This is a genomic window from Variovorax sp. Soil_C_26 (genome assembly GCF_057657075.1).
In genome coordinates this window covers 435,242-448,742 of sequence record NZ_JBDGJC010000002.1, presented here as the reverse complement: position 1 = coordinate 448,742, position 13,501 = coordinate 435,242, and the positions used below count along the sequence as shown (strand labels likewise).

Annotated in this window: 14 protein-coding genes; 6 read left to right on the top strand and 8 right to left on the bottom strand. The window is 69.1% G+C overall.

Going from position 1 to position 13,501, the window contains the following annotated elements; genetic code table 11:
• The first annotated feature begins 11 nt into the window (after window positions 1-11).
• On the top strand, window positions 12-1,001 hold the full coding sequence (locus AC3A6G_RS07605) for a GlxA family transcriptional regulator (RefSeq protein WP_487873457.1): 990 nt from the start codon (window positions 12-14) through the stop codon (window positions 999-1,001).
• Here AC3A6G_RS07605 and AC3A6G_RS07600 read toward each other — a convergent pair.
• From AC3A6G_RS07600 to murJ, 6 genes are all read right to left on the bottom strand, one after another.
• A complete protein-coding gene (locus tag AC3A6G_RS07600; RefSeq protein ID WP_487873456.1) occupies window positions 995-2,281 on the bottom strand; it encodes an RNA polymerase sigma factor in 1,287 nt (428 codons plus the stop codon). The genes AC3A6G_RS07605 and AC3A6G_RS07600 overlap by 7 nt on opposite strands.
• Window positions 2,278-2,700: a YciI family protein gene (locus AC3A6G_RS07595; protein ID WP_487873455.1), complete on the bottom strand. Its 423-nt coding sequence runs from the start codon at window positions 2,698-2,700 to the stop codon at window positions 2,278-2,280. Before AC3A6G_RS07595 ends, AC3A6G_RS07600 begins: the two co-directional genes overlap by 4 nt.
• 26 nt (window positions 2,701-2,726) lie before the next feature.
• On the bottom strand, window positions 2,727-3,143 hold the full coding sequence (locus AC3A6G_RS07590; protein WP_487859658.1) for a YciI family protein: 417 nt from the start codon (window positions 3,141-3,143) through the stop codon (window positions 2,727-2,729).
• Window positions 3,144-3,312: 169 nt separating this feature from the next.
• Window positions 3,313-3,741, bottom strand: a complete 429-nt coding sequence (locus tag AC3A6G_RS07585; RefSeq protein WP_487859657.1) for a bleomycin resistance protein — start codon at window positions 3,739-3,741, stop codon at window positions 3,313-3,315.
• A complete protein-coding gene (locus AC3A6G_RS07580; RefSeq protein ID WP_487859656.1) occupies window positions 3,738-4,592 on the bottom strand; it encodes a SirB1 family protein in 855 nt (284 codons plus the stop codon). The genes AC3A6G_RS07585 and AC3A6G_RS07580 overlap by 4 nt, the downstream gene beginning before the upstream one ends.
• 77 nt (window positions 4,593-4,669) lie before the next feature.
• The gene (murJ, locus tag AC3A6G_RS07575) at window positions 4,670-6,223 is read right to left on the bottom strand and encodes a murein biosynthesis integral membrane protein MurJ (RefSeq protein WP_487873454.1); all 1,554 of its coding nucleotides are present in this window, start codon (window positions 6,221-6,223) and stop codon (window positions 4,670-4,672) included.
• A 106-nt stretch (window positions 6,224-6,329) separates the two neighbouring features.
• Between murJ and rpsT the strand changes: the two genes are divergently transcribed.
• On the top strand, window positions 6,330-6,644 hold the full coding sequence (gene rpsT, locus AC3A6G_RS07570; protein ID WP_295984544.1) for a 30S ribosomal protein S20: 315 nt from the start codon (window positions 6,330-6,332) through the stop codon (window positions 6,642-6,644).
• A 128-nt stretch (window positions 6,645-6,772) separates the two neighbouring features.
• Here rpsT and AC3A6G_RS07565 read toward each other — a convergent pair whose 3' ends face one another.
• Entirely contained in the window at window positions 6,773-7,102 is a 330-nt protein-coding gene (locus AC3A6G_RS07565; protein WP_487873453.1) for a DUF3579 domain-containing protein, read from the bottom strand.
• Window positions 7,103-7,261: 159 nt separating this feature from the next.
• Here AC3A6G_RS07565 and AC3A6G_RS07560 point away from each other — a divergent pair, with 159 nt between their 5' ends.
• Together AC3A6G_RS07560 and argF are read left to right on the top strand one after the other, a co-directional pair.
• Window positions 7,262-8,470: an acetylornithine/succinylornithine family transaminase gene (locus AC3A6G_RS07560; RefSeq protein WP_487873452.1), complete on the top strand. Its 1,209-nt coding sequence runs from the start codon at window positions 7,262-7,264 to the stop codon at window positions 8,468-8,470.
• On the top strand, window positions 8,467-9,405 hold the full coding sequence (argF, locus tag AC3A6G_RS07555; RefSeq protein ID WP_487859652.1) for an ornithine carbamoyltransferase: 939 nt from the start codon (window positions 8,467-8,469) through the stop codon (window positions 9,403-9,405). Before AC3A6G_RS07560 ends, argF begins: the two co-directional genes overlap by 4 nt.
• An 18-nt stretch (window positions 9,406-9,423) precedes the next feature.
• Here argF and AC3A6G_RS07550 read toward each other — a convergent pair whose 3' ends face one another.
• Window positions 9,424-11,379: a S9 family peptidase gene (locus AC3A6G_RS07550; RefSeq protein WP_487873451.1), complete on the bottom strand. Its 1,956-nt coding sequence runs from the start codon at window positions 11,377-11,379 to the stop codon at window positions 9,424-9,426.
• 82 nt (window positions 11,380-11,461) lie between these two features.
• On the opposite strand from AC3A6G_RS07550, the gene AC3A6G_RS07545 reads away from it, so the two are divergent.
• Both AC3A6G_RS07545 and AC3A6G_RS07540 read left to right on the top strand, forming a co-directional pair.
• On the top strand, window positions 11,462-12,118 hold the full coding sequence (locus AC3A6G_RS07545; RefSeq protein ID WP_487864165.1) for a response regulator: 657 nt from the start codon (window positions 11,462-11,464) through the stop codon (window positions 12,116-12,118).
• Window positions 12,115-13,491 carry a sensor histidine kinase gene (locus AC3A6G_RS07540; protein WP_487873450.1) on the top strand — a complete coding sequence of 459 codons (1,377 nt, stop codon included), beginning with the start codon at window positions 12,115-12,117 and terminating at the stop codon, window positions 13,489-13,491. Before AC3A6G_RS07545 ends, AC3A6G_RS07540 begins: the two co-directional genes overlap by 4 nt.
• The last annotated feature ends 10 nt before the right edge of the window (window positions 13,492-13,501 follow it).

Sequence of the window (13,501 nt, the reverse complement as noted above, 5' to 3'; positions counted from 1 at the left end):
ACGGACGACCGATGGCTCCGCAGCACACAGCGCCGCCCATCCGCGTCGTGTTCGCGCTGCTTCCGGACAGCCTCGTGCTCGACTGGGCCGGGCCCGCCGAAGCGCTGCGCATCGCCAACCAGCGGCTGGGCGCCGCGGGACGGCCGGCACGCTTCGAGATCGAATTCGCGAGTCCGCGGCCTACCGCCATCGGCTCGGTCGGCATCGCGCTCGCCGATCTCGCACCGCTGCCAACAGCGTGGAACGGGCCAGCCTGGGTGGTGTTGGTCGGGCTGCCGGGCGATGCGATCCCGATCGACAGCGCCGAGGCGCAGGACCTGCTGCACTGGCTGCGCGGGCTGCGCTTCGAACGCGGCGGGCTAGAGCTGATCACGATCTGCGCCGGCGCGCTGCTGGCCGCGCATGCCGGCGCGCTCGCGGGCCGGCGCGTGACCACCCACCACCATCACCTCGACGAACTGCGCGCAGCCGAGCCGCGCTGCGAAGTGGTGGCCAACCGCGTGTTCGTGCTCGATCCACCGGTCTACAGCAGCGCGGGCGTGACCACCGGCATCGACCTGATGCTGCACCGCATCGGCGACGTCTGCGGCGAAGCGCTGGCTGCACAGGTGGCGCAGACGATGGTGGTGGCGCAACGGCGCGGTCCGCACGATCCCGAGCTGTCGCCGTTTCTGGCCTACCGCAACCACCTGCATGCCGCGCTGCACCGCGTGCAGGACGCGGTGAGCGAGCAGCCGCAGGCCGACTGGAGCGTGCCGCGCATGGCCGAAGTGGCGCACACCTCGGCGCGGCACCTGACGCGGCTGTTCGTCGAGCATGGGGGCGTCGCGCCACTGACCTACCTGCGGCGGCTGCGGCTCGCGGCGGCGCAGCTCGCGCTGGCCTCGGGGGCGAGCGTGACGCGGGCCGCGGAGATCTCGGGCTTCGGCTCCGACACCCAATTGCGGCGCGCCTGGCACCAGTTCGGCCTGCCGGGCTCGCCCTCGGCGCCGCGTCACTGAGGCAGGCACGCCCGCGCACGCGCCAACAGCAGTGCGCGTTCGCGCGTGTTGCGCGTGAGCGAGGCGGCGCGGTCGAACTCCCGGCGCGCTTCGTCGTGGCGGCCAAGCTTGAACAGCAGGTCGCCGCGCACCGTCGGCAGCAGGTGATACCCCTGCAGGGCCGTTTCTCCGACGAGCGCATCCACCACCTCGAGCGCTGCGGCCGGCCCGAAGGCCATCGACAGCGCCACCGCGCGGTTGAGCTCGACCACGGGCGACGGCGACAGTTGGGCCAGCGCGTCGTAGAGCGCGGCGATGCGCGGCCAGTCGGTATCGGCCGCGCTGCGGGCGCGCGCGTGGCAGGCGGCGATCGCGGCCTGCAGCGTATACGGGCCGAGAGCGCCGCCCAGCGCTTCGGCGCGCGCCAGCCCGGCCAGGCCGCGGCGAATCAGCATCTGGTCCCAGCGCGCGCGGTTCTGTTCGAGCAGCAGCACCGGCTCCCCCGAGGCGCCCACGCGCGCGGCCGTGCGCGAGGCCTGGATCTCCATCAGCGCGACCAGGCCGTGCACCTCGGCCTCCCCGGGCATCAGCCCAGCCACGATGCGGCCCAGGCGCATCGCCTCGTCGCAGAGCGCGGGCCGCATCCAGTCGTCGCCGGCCGTGGCCGAATAGCCTTCGTTGAAGACCAGGTAGAGCACTTCGAGCACAGAGGCGAGCCGTGCCGCGAGTTCGTGCCGGCGCGGCACCTCGAAAGGCACGCGCGCCTCGCGCAGCGTGCGCTTGGCGCGCACGATGCGCTGCGCGATGGTGGCTTCGGGCACGAGGAAGGCACGGGCGATCTCGTCGGTGGCGAGGCCGCCGACCAGGCGCAGCGTGAGCGCCACGCGCGCCTCGGTCGACAGCACCGGGTGGCAGGCGGTGAACACCAGCCGCAGCAGGTCGTCGCCGATGTCGTCGTCGATCGCCGCATCGCGCGCCTCGGCGAAGTCGGCCTGCGCGATCGCGTGTTGGGCGTCGAGCTCGCGACCGATCTCGGGCGCCTTGCGCTCGACCAGCTGGCCGTGGCGCAGTTGGTCCAGCGCCCGGTGCTTGGCGACGGCCGTGAGCCACGCCGCGGGGTTGTCGGGCACGCCGGCCGCGGGCCATTGCTCGAGTGCCGAAACCAGCGCGTCCTGGGCCAGTTCCTCGGCGCGGCCCACGTCGCGCACCATGCGCGCGACGGTGGCCACGATCTTCGGCGACTCGATGCGCCACACCGCCTCGATGCTGCGGTGGATGGCGGCCGTGGCGGAGGCGCTCACTGGGGCTTCTTCAGCGTCTGCATCGACGCGAAATCGTTCGTCCTGGCCTGCACGTCGGGCGGATAGTCGGCCACTTCCTGGATCTGGCGCACCTCGATGACCTCGTTCTCGGCGCCGGGGCAGCGCGTGGCCCATTCGATGGCGTCGGCGCGCGTGGGCACGTCGATGATCCAGAATCCGCCGAGCACTTCCTTGGCTTCTGCGAAAGGGCCGTCGACGACCTTGGGCTTGCGGCCCGGAAAGCTCACGCGCGCACCCATCGAAGGCGGGTGCAGGCCGTCGCAGCTGATCAGCACGCCGGCCTGCTGCATCGACTCGTTGTAGGCCATCATGGCCGACACCGCATCGATGTCGTCGGGCACGGTGCCGGGCGCGGCCGTCTCGTAGCCGCGGGGAATCATCAGCAGCATGAATCGCATGGCGGGTCTCCTTTATTGCGGGGCGGTCAGTGGGCGGCCTTGGTCTGGGCGCGCAGGCGGTCTTCCTGCGCGACCAGTTCGGGCGTCATCGCCTCGCCGAAATCGGCGGCTTCGAACACCTGGCGGATCTCGATCTCGCCCTCCTCGAAGGGGCTGCGCTTGATCCACTCGATCGCCTCTTCCTTCGACTTGACCTGCAGCAGCCAGAAGCCCGCGAGCAGCTCCTTCGTCTCGGTGAAGGGGCCGTCGATGACGGTGCGCTTCGTGCCTTCGCAGCGCACGCGCACACCCTTCGACGAGGGATGCAGCCCTTCGCCGGCAAGCAGCACGCCGGCGTTGACCAGCGCCTCGTTGAACTTGCCCATGGCGGTGAGCAACTCGGTGCTCGGCATCACGCCGGCTTCGGAATCCTTGCTGGCCTTGACCAGAACCATGAATCGCATGTCGTTTCTCCTGGAGGGTGGATGAAGAAAGAAACGGCGCGGAAAAAACACCTGCGCCTGTTCACACGTCGCGCAGCGTGCCGCCGGATCGACACGCGGGCGACTGACAATTTGTAAATTAGTGCTTCAACGTCGAACCGGCCGGGCGCAGTGCCACCCCCGCGCGCGCTCACAGATAGCCGCAGAAGCGCAGCACATGTCCGTCGGGTTCCCGCACCGCGAACTCGCGCAGGCCCCAGGGCTGCGACACCGGCGGCTCGACCACGGTGACGCCGCGCCGGAGGTAGGCGGCATGCAGGCCGTCGATGTCCTTGCCGACGTGGATCACGATCTCGCCGCGCCAGGGCGGCGCGTCGCGCGTGCTGCACTGCCACAGGCGCAGGTAGACCGGGTCGCCATGGCTGCCGTCACCCTTCTTGACCCTGGCATAGCTCGGCGGTTCGCCCGCGATGAAGTCGAGCTCGAAGCCCAGCACGTCGCAGAACCAGCGCGCCGCGCGCGTGACGTCGGACACCGGCAGCACCGGCTGCAAGCCGTGGAACTGATGCAGCGTCCCGAGGTCGGCCGCGGGCGCGACGCCGGGCCTCGCGGGGGTCATCGGTTCGACGCGCGGCGCAGCGCGGCCACGCGCTCGGCAATGTCGTCGACATCGAGCGCATCTTCGGCATGCGTGAGGTAGGTTTCGAGGTCGCGCACGGCCGCCGCGGTGTTGCCCTGCTCGGCATGGGCGATGCCGCGGTCGCGGTACTCGCCCCAGGCATTCGGCAGCAGCGCGATGAGGCGGTCCTGCACGGGAATGGCGCGCTGCCAGTCCTCTTGCGCGCGGTGTACTTCCTTGAGGTTGCGCAGCATGCGCGCAATGATCTCGCGCGAGCTCGCGGGCTGCAGGTAGAGGCCCAGAGGCACGTCGAAATCGCCCACAAGGCCGTTGCTGCGTTTGTAGGGCTCGAGCCGCTCGCTGAGTTCCTCGCGCGAGAGCGACTTGCCGCTGAAGGGATCGATCACCACCTGCCCCTTCGGCAGCGTCACCTTGACCATGAAATGGCCCGGAAACCCGACGCCGCGTGCCTGCAGTCCGAGCCCCTGCGCCAGCTCCATCCAGAGCACCGCGAGCGAAATGGGGATGCCGCGGCGCGTGCGCAGCACGGCATTGAGGTAGCTGTTGTCGGGGTCGTAGTAGTCGTTGACGTTGCCGCCGAAGCTCAGGTCGCTGAAGAAGAACTGGTTGAGTGCGCGCAGCCGTGCCAGCGGCGCGGCGTCGCCCGGCAGCCGGCGCTTCAGGCGCGCGAGCAATTGGTCGACGTCGCCAAGCACCTGCTGCACGTCGAGGTCAGGGTATTCGTCCTGCGCCAGGCTGGCGGCAGCCTCGAGCAGCGGGAAATGGTCGTCGCTCTGCACCAGCGACTCGAAATACGCGAGGGCGGTGGGAACCTGAAAGCTGAACGTCATGTGTCTTTGTAGAGGAGCGCCAGGGGTGCGTCAAGGCGGTGTTTTCAGCTTGCGCCAGTCGCGGTGGCCGCGGTCCTTCAGCGCCGCAAGAAGCTGCGCAGCCGCACGCCCACGGCCGCGAGCACGCCGAAATACAACAGCCCCGCGCCCGCGATCAGCGCCGCCAGCCAGCCGATGCGCAACAGCCGCTGCTCGCGCAAGGCGATCCAGTCGACATGCTGTGCGCCCCAGGCCAGCACGGCGGCCAGTACCAGCGTGCCGGCGGCCACCTGCAGCACGAACCGGCCCCAGCCGGGCGCCGGCTGGTAGTTGCCGCGGCGCACCAGCCCGACCAGCAGCCAGACCGCATTGACCAGCGCGCCGATCGCGATGGTCAGCGTCAGCGCCGCATGCTGGAGCACCGGCACCAGCACGAGGTTGAGAAGTTGGATCAGCACCAGCACCGACACCGCGATGATCACCGGCGTGCGCATGTCGTGCTTGGCGTAGTAGCCCGGCGCCAGCACCTTGATCGCCACGATGCCGACGAGCCCCACGCCGTAGCCCATCAGCGCCATCGTGGTGCGCCGGACGTCCTCGCCGCTGTAGGCGCCGTTGTGGAACAGCACCGCCACCAGCGGCTGCGAAAAGAGCAGCAGCGCCACCGCGCAGGGCGCCGAAAGCAGCACCACGAGCCGCAGGCCCCAATCGAGCAGGGCCGAATAGCGCGCGTCGTCCTTGGCCGCGCGCGCGCCCGCCAGCTGCGGCATCAGCACCACGCCGAGCGCCACGCCGAGCATCGCGGTGGGAAATTCCATCAGGCGGTCGGCATTGGCGATCCAGGTCACGCTGCCGACCGCGAGGTGCGACGCGATCTGCGTATTGATGAGCAGCGAGATCTGCGCCACGCTGACGCCCACCAGCGCCGGCGCCATGAGCTTGGCCACCTTGCGCGTGGTGGGGTCGCGCCAGGCCGCGCGCAGCGCGCCCAGGCTCGCGCCGATGCGCGGCGCGAGCCCGAGCTTGCGCAGTGCCGGCACCTGCAGCGCCAGCTGCAGCACGCCGCCGACCAGCACGCCGGCGCACTGCGCATAGATCGGCTCGATGCCCCAGCGACGGAACAGCGGCGCGCCGACCACGATCGCAAGGATCAGCGACAGATTGAGCAGCACCGGCGACGCGGCCGGCACCGCGAACCTGCGCCAGGTATTGAGCACCCCGCCGGCCAGCGCCACGAGCGACATGAAGCCGATGTAGGGGAACATCCAGCGCGTCATCACCACGGCCGCGTCGAAGCCCGGCAGGCCGCTGGCCATGGCCCACACCAACCACGGTGCGCCGACCACGCCCGCCACGCACACCACCACCAGCGCCCAGGTCAGGAGCGTCGCGACATGGTCGATCAGCGCTTTGGCGCCCTCCTCGCCGGCCTCGGTCTTGTGCGCGGCCAGCACGGGCACAAAGGCCTGGCTGAAGGCGCCCTCGCCGAACACCCGCCGGAACAGGTTGGGAATGCGGAATGCGACATTGAAAGCGTCGGTCAGCGCGCTGACGCCGAAGACCGAGGCAAAAAGCACGTCGCGCACGAGGCCCGTGATCCGCGAGGCGAGCGTCAGCAGGGATACGGTGGAGGCGGATTTGAGCAGGGACACGGGGCGAGTGTAGGGCCCGGAAAGCCCCGATTCGGCCGAAAACGCAACCCGGCCTATAATGGAGGGCTTTGCTGCATCATCCTCAGACACCTAAGGAACCAAAACCATGGCATCCGCCAAGCCCAAGAAAAAGAACCCGCGCCTCGCGTCGGGCCGTAAGCGCGTCCGTCAGGACACCAAGCTCAACGCTGCGAACACCTCGCTGCGCTCCAAATACCGCACCGCCGTGAAGAATGTCGAGAAGGCCGTGCTGGCCGGCGACAAGACCAAGGCGAGCGAACTCTTCGCGAAGGCCCAGAGCATCGTCGACGCCATCGCCGACAAGGGCATCTTCCACAAGAACAAGGCTGCCCGCGACAAGAGCCGCCTGTCGGCGAAGGTCAAGGCCCTCGCCCTCGCGCCTGAAAAGGCCGCCGCCTGACACCTGTCAGGCAAGCCCGGACTGAAATGTTTCAGTCCGCCGTTTGATCGGGGTGCGCTGCAGCAAAGTGTAAAAAACCGCCTTCGGGCGGTTTTTTCATGGGGCGATCGATTCGCGGGGGCGGCGGCTCAGGCCTTGGGCGGCACTTCGGGTACGTCGGGCACCAGACAGGCCTCGGCCACCTGCAGGTCGTTGTCGCGCGCGAAGTTCACGCAGAAGTCCCATGCCATGGGCTCCGCGTCGCGCAGCGCCCTGTTCACCACCACGCATTTGACCCCGTTGATCGTGGTGGGAATACACCAGGGCGAATAGCTCAGATGGCTCCCCGGGTAGGCCCCTCCGGGGCGGAAGGAGCACATCACACCGGCCAGCCGCTCGGCCCAGTCGCTGGGGCGAAAAGTCCGGCCATCGCGCGTGATGCCCTGGATGAAGATTTCTTTGGCAGTGGGGGAAATCATCGTTGAAAGAGGCGACCGAAGCAGGTGCTGCGGTGCAGCATGCAATTGTATCCGCGCCCTTTTGGCGGCCATGGCCGGGGGCATTGCTGTGATGCGGAATCGTCAACGAAGCCGTCGTACCACCCGCCTAGAATTCCCCTTCCCTTTCTGGAGAACCGAATGAGCGCCACCGCCGAGCCCACCTCGCCCCACGTCATGAACACCTACGGTCGACTGCCGATCGCGCTGTCGCACGGCCAGGGCTGCCGAGTCTGGGACACCGCGGGCAAGGCCTACCTCGACGGTCTCGGCGGCATCGCCGTCAACACGCTGGGCCACAACCACCCCGAGCTGGTGCCCGCGCTGCAGGACCAGATCGCCAAGCTGATCCACAGCTCCAACTACTACCACGTGCCCGGCCAGGAGCAGCTCGCGGCCAAGCTGGTCGAACTCTCGGGCCTGACCAACGCCTTTTTCTGCTGCACCGGCCTCGAGGCCAACGAGGCCGCGCTGAAGCTCGCGCGCAAGTTCGGCCACGACAAGGGCATCGAGCGCCCCGAGATCGTGGTCTACGAGGCCGCCTTCCACGGCCGCAGCATCGCCACGCTGTCTGCCACCGGCAATCCGAAGGTGCAGGCCGGCTTCGGCCCGCTGGTCGAGGGCTTCATCCGCGTGCCGCTCAACGACATCGATGCCCTCAAGAAGGCCACCGAAGGCAACCCGAACGTGGTGGCGGTGTTCTTCGAGACCATCCAGGGCGAAGGCGGCATCAATCCGATGCGCCTCGACTACCTCAAGCAGGTGCGCGCGCTCTGCGACGAGCGCGACTGGCTCATGATGATCGACGAGGTGCAGTGCGGCATGGGCCGCACCGGCAAGTGGTTCGCCCACCAGTGGGCCGATATCAAGCCCGACGTGATGCCGCTCGCCAAGGGGCTGGGCTCGGGTGTGCCGATCGGCGCCGTCGTGGCCGGCCCCAAGGCCGCCAACATCTTTGCGCCCGGCAACCATGGCACCACCTTCGGCGGCAATCCGCTCGCGATGCGTGCGGGCGTCGAAACCATCCGCATCATGGAAGAGCACAAGCTGCTCGACAATGCCGCCACGGTGGGCGCGCACCTGAAGGCCGCGCTCGAGCGCGAGCTCGGCGGGCTGGCGGGCGTGAAGGACATCCGCGGCCAGGGCCTGATGCTCGGCATCGAGCTCGACCGGCCCTGCGGCGTGGTGCTGAACCGCGCTTGCGACGCCGGCCTGCTGTTGAGCGTGACCGCCGACCGCGTGATCCGCCTCGTGCCGCCGCTCATCCTGAGCATTGCCGAGGCCGACGAGATCGTGGCCATCCTCGCGCCCATCGTGAAGAACTTCCTTTCGGAACCTGCCGCGCAATGACGACCGCCGCCACCACGCCCAACGCCATCCGCCACTACCTGCAGTTCTCGGACCTCACGGCCGACGAATACACCTACCTGTTCGACCGCATGGCGGTCATCAAGCAGAAGTTCAAGACCTACGAGAAGCACCAGCCGCTGACCGACCGCACGCTGGCGATGATCTTCGAGAAGGCTTCCACACGCACCCGCGTGAGCTTCGAGGCCGGCATGTACCAGCTCGGCGGCAGCGTGGTGCACCTGACCACCGGCGACAGCCAGCTCGGCCGCGCCGAACCGATCGAAGACAGCGCCAAGGTCATCAGCCGCATGGTCGACCTGGTGATGATCCGCACCTACGAGCAGGCCAAGATCGACACCTTCGCCGCGCATTCGCGCGTGCCCGTGATCAACGGCCTGACCAACGAGTTTCACCCCTGCCAGATCCTTGCGGACATCTTCACCTACATCGAGCACCGTGGATCGATCCAGGGCAAGACCGTGGCCTGGGTCGGCGACGGCAACAACATGGCCAACACCTGGCTGCAGGCAGCCGAGATCCTCGGCTTCTCGGTGCACGTGAGCACGCCCAGCGGCTACGAGGTCGACCAGTCTATCGCCGGCATCCGCTCGGGCGACAGCTACAAGGTCTTCAAGGACCCGATGGAAGCCTGCCGCGGCGCCGACCTCGTGACCACCGACGTCTGGACCAGCATGGGTTATGAAGCCGAGAACGAGGCCCGCCGCAAGGCCTTTGCCGACTGGTGCGTCGACGAGGACATGATGCGCGCCGCCCAGCCCGACGCCCTCTTCATGCACTGCCTGCCCGCGCACCGCGGCGAAGAGGTGCAGGCCGAAGTCATCGACGGGCCGCAGTCGGTGGTGTGGGACGAGGCCGAGAACCGGCTCCATGCGCAGAAGGCGCTGATGGAGTTTCTGCTGCTGGGGCGGCTGTAAGTCCTGGCGCTTCGGGCTTCAAAACGCCCACGCGCCCAACTGGTAATAGTCGAAGCCGCTGCTGCGCCCGCCAAGGCAGCCGGCGAGGAAATCTTCGGCGTGGCGGTACATGGCGAGGTTGTTGGGCCACTTCTGGTTGCCGTGGCCGTCACCCTGGAAGCTGACGAACTCGACCTTCTTGCCGGCCGCGCGCAACGCCGCCACCATGCGCTCCGATTGATCGAACTTCACGCGCGCATCGTTCACGCCATGCATGACGAGCAGCGGCGCGCGCACTTGGGCGACGTGATTGATCGGTGACTTGGCGTCCAACAGCTTGCGCTGCACAGGATCGGCCGGATCGCCCACATAGCGCTTCCACCAAGGCAGGTTGAGCGACCAGTAGGCGGGCGCGTTCTCGATCAGCCGCGAGAGGTCGGACATGCCCACCACGTCGACCGCGCAGGCAAAAGTCTCCGGCGTCATCGTGGCGCCCACGAGCGCCGAATAGCCGCCGTAGCTCGCGCCGTAGATCGCCACGCGCGCGGGATCGGCCACGCCCTCGGCCACGGCCCATCGCACGCCGTCGATGAGGTCGTCGTGCATCTTGCCCGCGAACTCGCCCACGGCCTTTTCCATGAACGCGCGGCCGTAGCCGGTGGAACCGCGGTAGTTGACCTGCAGCACCGCATAGCCGCGGTTGGCAAGAAACTGCTGGACGCTGTAGTTGCTCTGGTAGGTCCAGATATCGCGCGCCCAAGGCCCGCCGTGCACCAGCAGCACCATCGGCAGCGCGCGCGCCTGCGCGCCCGGCGGCAGCGTCAGGTAGCCATGGATCCGCAAGCCGTCACGCGCGGCGTAGTCGATCGGCCGCGTCGATGCCAGCGAGGCAGCGAGGCCGCTGGTGTTGCTTTCGCCGAGCAGCAGCGGCGCTGTGCCCGCATCGCGCTGCAGCAGGTAATGCTTCCAACCCTTGTCGGTTCCGACGCTGACCGTCATGGCGTGCTCGTCGTCGGCCATGCTGGTCACGTGCACCGCAGCCGGTGCGCCGCCCGCCAGCGGTTCGAGCCGCGCCGCCAGCGCGGTATCGAAGTACCTGACGCGCGGGTAGCCCGGCATCGCATAGGCCGCGAGCGGCGCATGGCTGCGGCGACTGATGAGCACCTGCTCGACGTCGACCTCGCGCTCGGCGTGCACCACTTCCTCGGCGCCCGATTCGAGGTCGAGGCGCACCAAAGCGTCCTTGTCACGGCCGCGGCCCGAGACCGCCCAGGCGATGTTCGTACCCGGCACGAAGTCGGCGATCCACCAGTTCTCGCCCTTCTGCCAGCGCAACGTGGTGCGCCATCCATCGCCATCGGGCAGCTGCAGGTAGTGCGCGTCCCCGTCCAGCACCGAACGCGCGCGCAGGCGCCCCGCGCGGTCCACCACCCAAGAGGTGACGTTGCCCGGGTTCTGTGCCAGCAAGGTCCGCGCGCCGGTGACGGGATCGATGCGGTAGAGGTCGAAGACCTTCTTGTCGCGAAGGTTGGAGATCACAAGGAGTTCGGCACTGCCGTCGACGCGTCGCACGATGCGCGAGCGGGTGCCCTTGAAGGGCGTCAGGTCGACGGGCTCAGAATCGGCGCGCATCAGGTCAACGGCCAGCACATGGGTGTCCTCGTCGCCTGTGCGATCGACCGTGAGGAAGAGAAAGCGACTGTCGCCCGACCAGACGATGCCTCGCGCGCGCACCGGGATCGCCCGCGTGTCGCCGCTGGCCAGCTTCTTCACCCAGACGGCCGGCTGCAACCCGCTGACGCCCTTCCATGCAAGAGACGCGCCGTCGGGCGACACGCGGTAGAGGCTCGTGCCCTCGGTGTTCGCGACGAACTCACGCACGGGTATCAGCGGCGGCAGCGGCGCATCCTGCAGCGCCGGGTGCGTCGGCGCGATGGCGCAGCCGCCGAGCAGCACCGTCAGAAAAAGCGCGATCCACATTCTTGGCAGCGTCACGGGAATGCCTCCTTGTTGCAGGCCGGATTCTGAGCCGCCCGACCTTTGGCGATCCCAAAGGTGCGGGCGCCACAATGCGGCCATGCACCTCCTGCTCATCGAAGACGATCTCGACCTGGGGCGTGCGCTGCAGGCCACGCTCAAGGTCGAGCACTTCACGAGCGAGTGGGTGCGCCGCGCCGCCGATGCACCGCCGGCCGTCGATGCCGCGCGCGTCGACTGCGTGCTGCTCGACCTGAACCTGCCCGATGCCAGCGGCTTCGACCTGCTGCGGCGCTGGCGGCGCAGCGACGTTCGCGTGCCGGTGATCGTGATCACCGCGCGCTCGGCCATCGACGACCGGCTGGCCGGCTTCGAAGGCGGTGCCGACGATTTCGTCATCAAGCCTTTCGACACCGCCGAATTGGTGGCGCGCATCCGCGCGGTGGTCCGGCGCAGCGCGCGGCAGGCGAGCGAAGACTGGACCGTGGGCGCCCTCGAAATCGAACCGGGCCGGCGCCAGGCCAGGCTGCACGGCACACCGCTGGCGCTCTCGCCGCGCGAATTCCAGCTGCTGCTCGAACTGGCGCGCGAACCGGGCGTCGTGGTGCCCAAGGACCGGCTGGCACAGCGCCTGGAGCCCTTGGGCGATCCGGTCGACTTTGCCGCGATCGAGGTGCATGTTTCGAACCTGCGCAAGAAGATCGGCACCGAACGCGTGCGCACGGTGCGCGGCGTGGGCTATCTGCTCGAGCCATGAGCGTTGCGCTTCGCAATTTGTGGCAGCGCGTGCGCGAGCCCTCGCTGGTGCGGCGCGGCACCGCGGCGACGCTGCTGGTCCTGCTGCTGATCTGGGCCGTGCTGCTGGGCTACATGTACCTCGAGAACCGCAGGTACCTCGCCCAGGCGCCGGGGCTGCAGCAGTTCGGCGACGCGCTGCTCGTCGCGCTCGACGAAACCCCGGACCCGGCCCAGGCGCGCGTGGTGATGGCCGCCACCGAACGCTGGACTGCCATCCGCCGCACCCAGGACAGGCGCCTCGGCGGCATCGTGCTCTACGAACTGCGCGACCGCGGCGGCGCTCGTGTGTACGCGTCCGACGCATGGCCATGGGCAGCCGCCACGCCGCCGGACGGCCGCTGGACCGAGCGCTACTGGCGCTACCACGGCACGAGTGCGCAGTGGCATCTGCAGATCCTCAACCCGCGCCGCACCCGCGGCGCATGGCTCGGCTACAACGCCCGCACCATCGTTCCCTACCTGTTGGTGGCATTTCCCTTCGTGCTGCTGGCGGTGTGGCTCACGGTGCGCGCCAGCCTGCGGCCACTGCAGCAGCTGGCGCAGCGGATCGAAGCGCGTCCGGCCGACGACCTGAGTCCGGTCGGCGTGCCGGCCCACTACCGCGAACTCAGGCCGCTGGTGCAGGCGCTCGACACGCTGGTGTCGCGCCTGCGCGGCACGGTGGAGCGCGAGCGTGCATTCGTGCAGGACGCGGCCCACGAGATCCGCACGCCGCTGGCCGTCATCAGCGCGCAGGCCCATGTGCTGGCGCATGCGCGCGAGCCGGCAGAGCGCGCCACGGCCGAGGCGCAATTGAGCCAGGCCATCGCACGCGCCTCGCACCTGGCACGGCAACTGCTGGCACTCGCCGCGCTCGACCGCGCCGGTGCGCCGAGCGCCAGCCGCATCGACCTGGCGCACTGGCTGCGCACGCTGCTCGGGCCCGCCGCCCAGGCCGCGCTGCGCGAAGGCCGCGAACTCTCGCTGGACGCGCCCGACACGCTGCCCTGGAGGGTCGAGCTCGGCACGCTGGAGTCGATCGTGCAAAACCTGGTCGACAACGCGCTGCGCCACGGCGTGCCCGGCAGCATGGTGGCCGTTACCCTCTGCGATACCGGCGGCGAGCTGCAGCTCGACGTGCGCGACGATGGCCCCGGCATCGCAGCGGCCGAGCGCGACAGGGTCTTCGAGCGCTTCCACCGCGGCACCGAGCCGCGCGCGAACGGCGCCGGCCTCGGGCTCGCCATCGTCCGCCAGGCTGCCGCGCGCCTGGGCGGCAGCATCGAGATCGTGGAGGGGCTGCGGGGCCGCGGCGTTGGCTTTCGCGTGCGCCTGCCGCGGCCGGGCGGATAGCATCGCCGCC

Coding starts and splice junctions, on each gene's coding strand:
- rpsT (WP_295984544.1), top strand. CDS start 6,330: ATGGCATCCGCCAAGCCCAAGAAAAAGAACCCGCGCCTCGCGTCGGGC.
- AC3A6G_RS07590 (WP_487859658.1), bottom strand. CDS start 3,143: ATGCGATTCATGGTTCTGGTCAAGGCCAGCAAGGATTCCGAAGCCGGC.
- AC3A6G_RS07605 (WP_487873457.1), top strand. CDS start 12: ATGGCTCCGCAGCACACAGCGCCGCCCATCCGCGTCGTGTTCGCGCTG.
- AC3A6G_RS07585 (WP_487859657.1), bottom strand. CDS start 3,741: ATGACCCCCGCGAGGCCCGGCGTCGCGCCCGCGGCCGACCTCGGGACG.
- AC3A6G_RS07595 (WP_487873455.1), bottom strand. CDS start 2,700: ATGCGATTCATGCTGCTGATGATTCCCCGCGGCTACGAGACGGCCGCG.
- AC3A6G_RS07580 (WP_487859656.1), bottom strand. CDS start 4,592: ATGACGTTCAGCTTTCAGGTTCCCACCGCCCTCGCGTATTTCGAGTCG.
- AC3A6G_RS07565 (WP_487873453.1), bottom strand. CDS start 7,102: ATGATTTCCCCCACTGCCAAAGAAATCTTCATCCAGGGCATCACGCGC.
- AC3A6G_RS07545 (WP_487864165.1), top strand. CDS start 11,462: ATGCACCTCCTGCTCATCGAAGACGATCTCGACCTGGGGCGTGCGCTG.
- argF (WP_487859652.1), top strand. CDS start 8,467: ATGACGACCGCCGCCACCACGCCCAACGCCATCCGCCACTACCTGCAG.
- AC3A6G_RS07560 (WP_487873452.1), top strand. CDS start 7,262: ATGAGCGCCACCGCCGAGCCCACCTCGCCCCACGTCATGAACACCTAC.
- AC3A6G_RS07540 (WP_487873450.1), top strand. CDS start 12,115: ATGAGCGTTGCGCTTCGCAATTTGTGGCAGCGCGTGCGCGAGCCCTCG.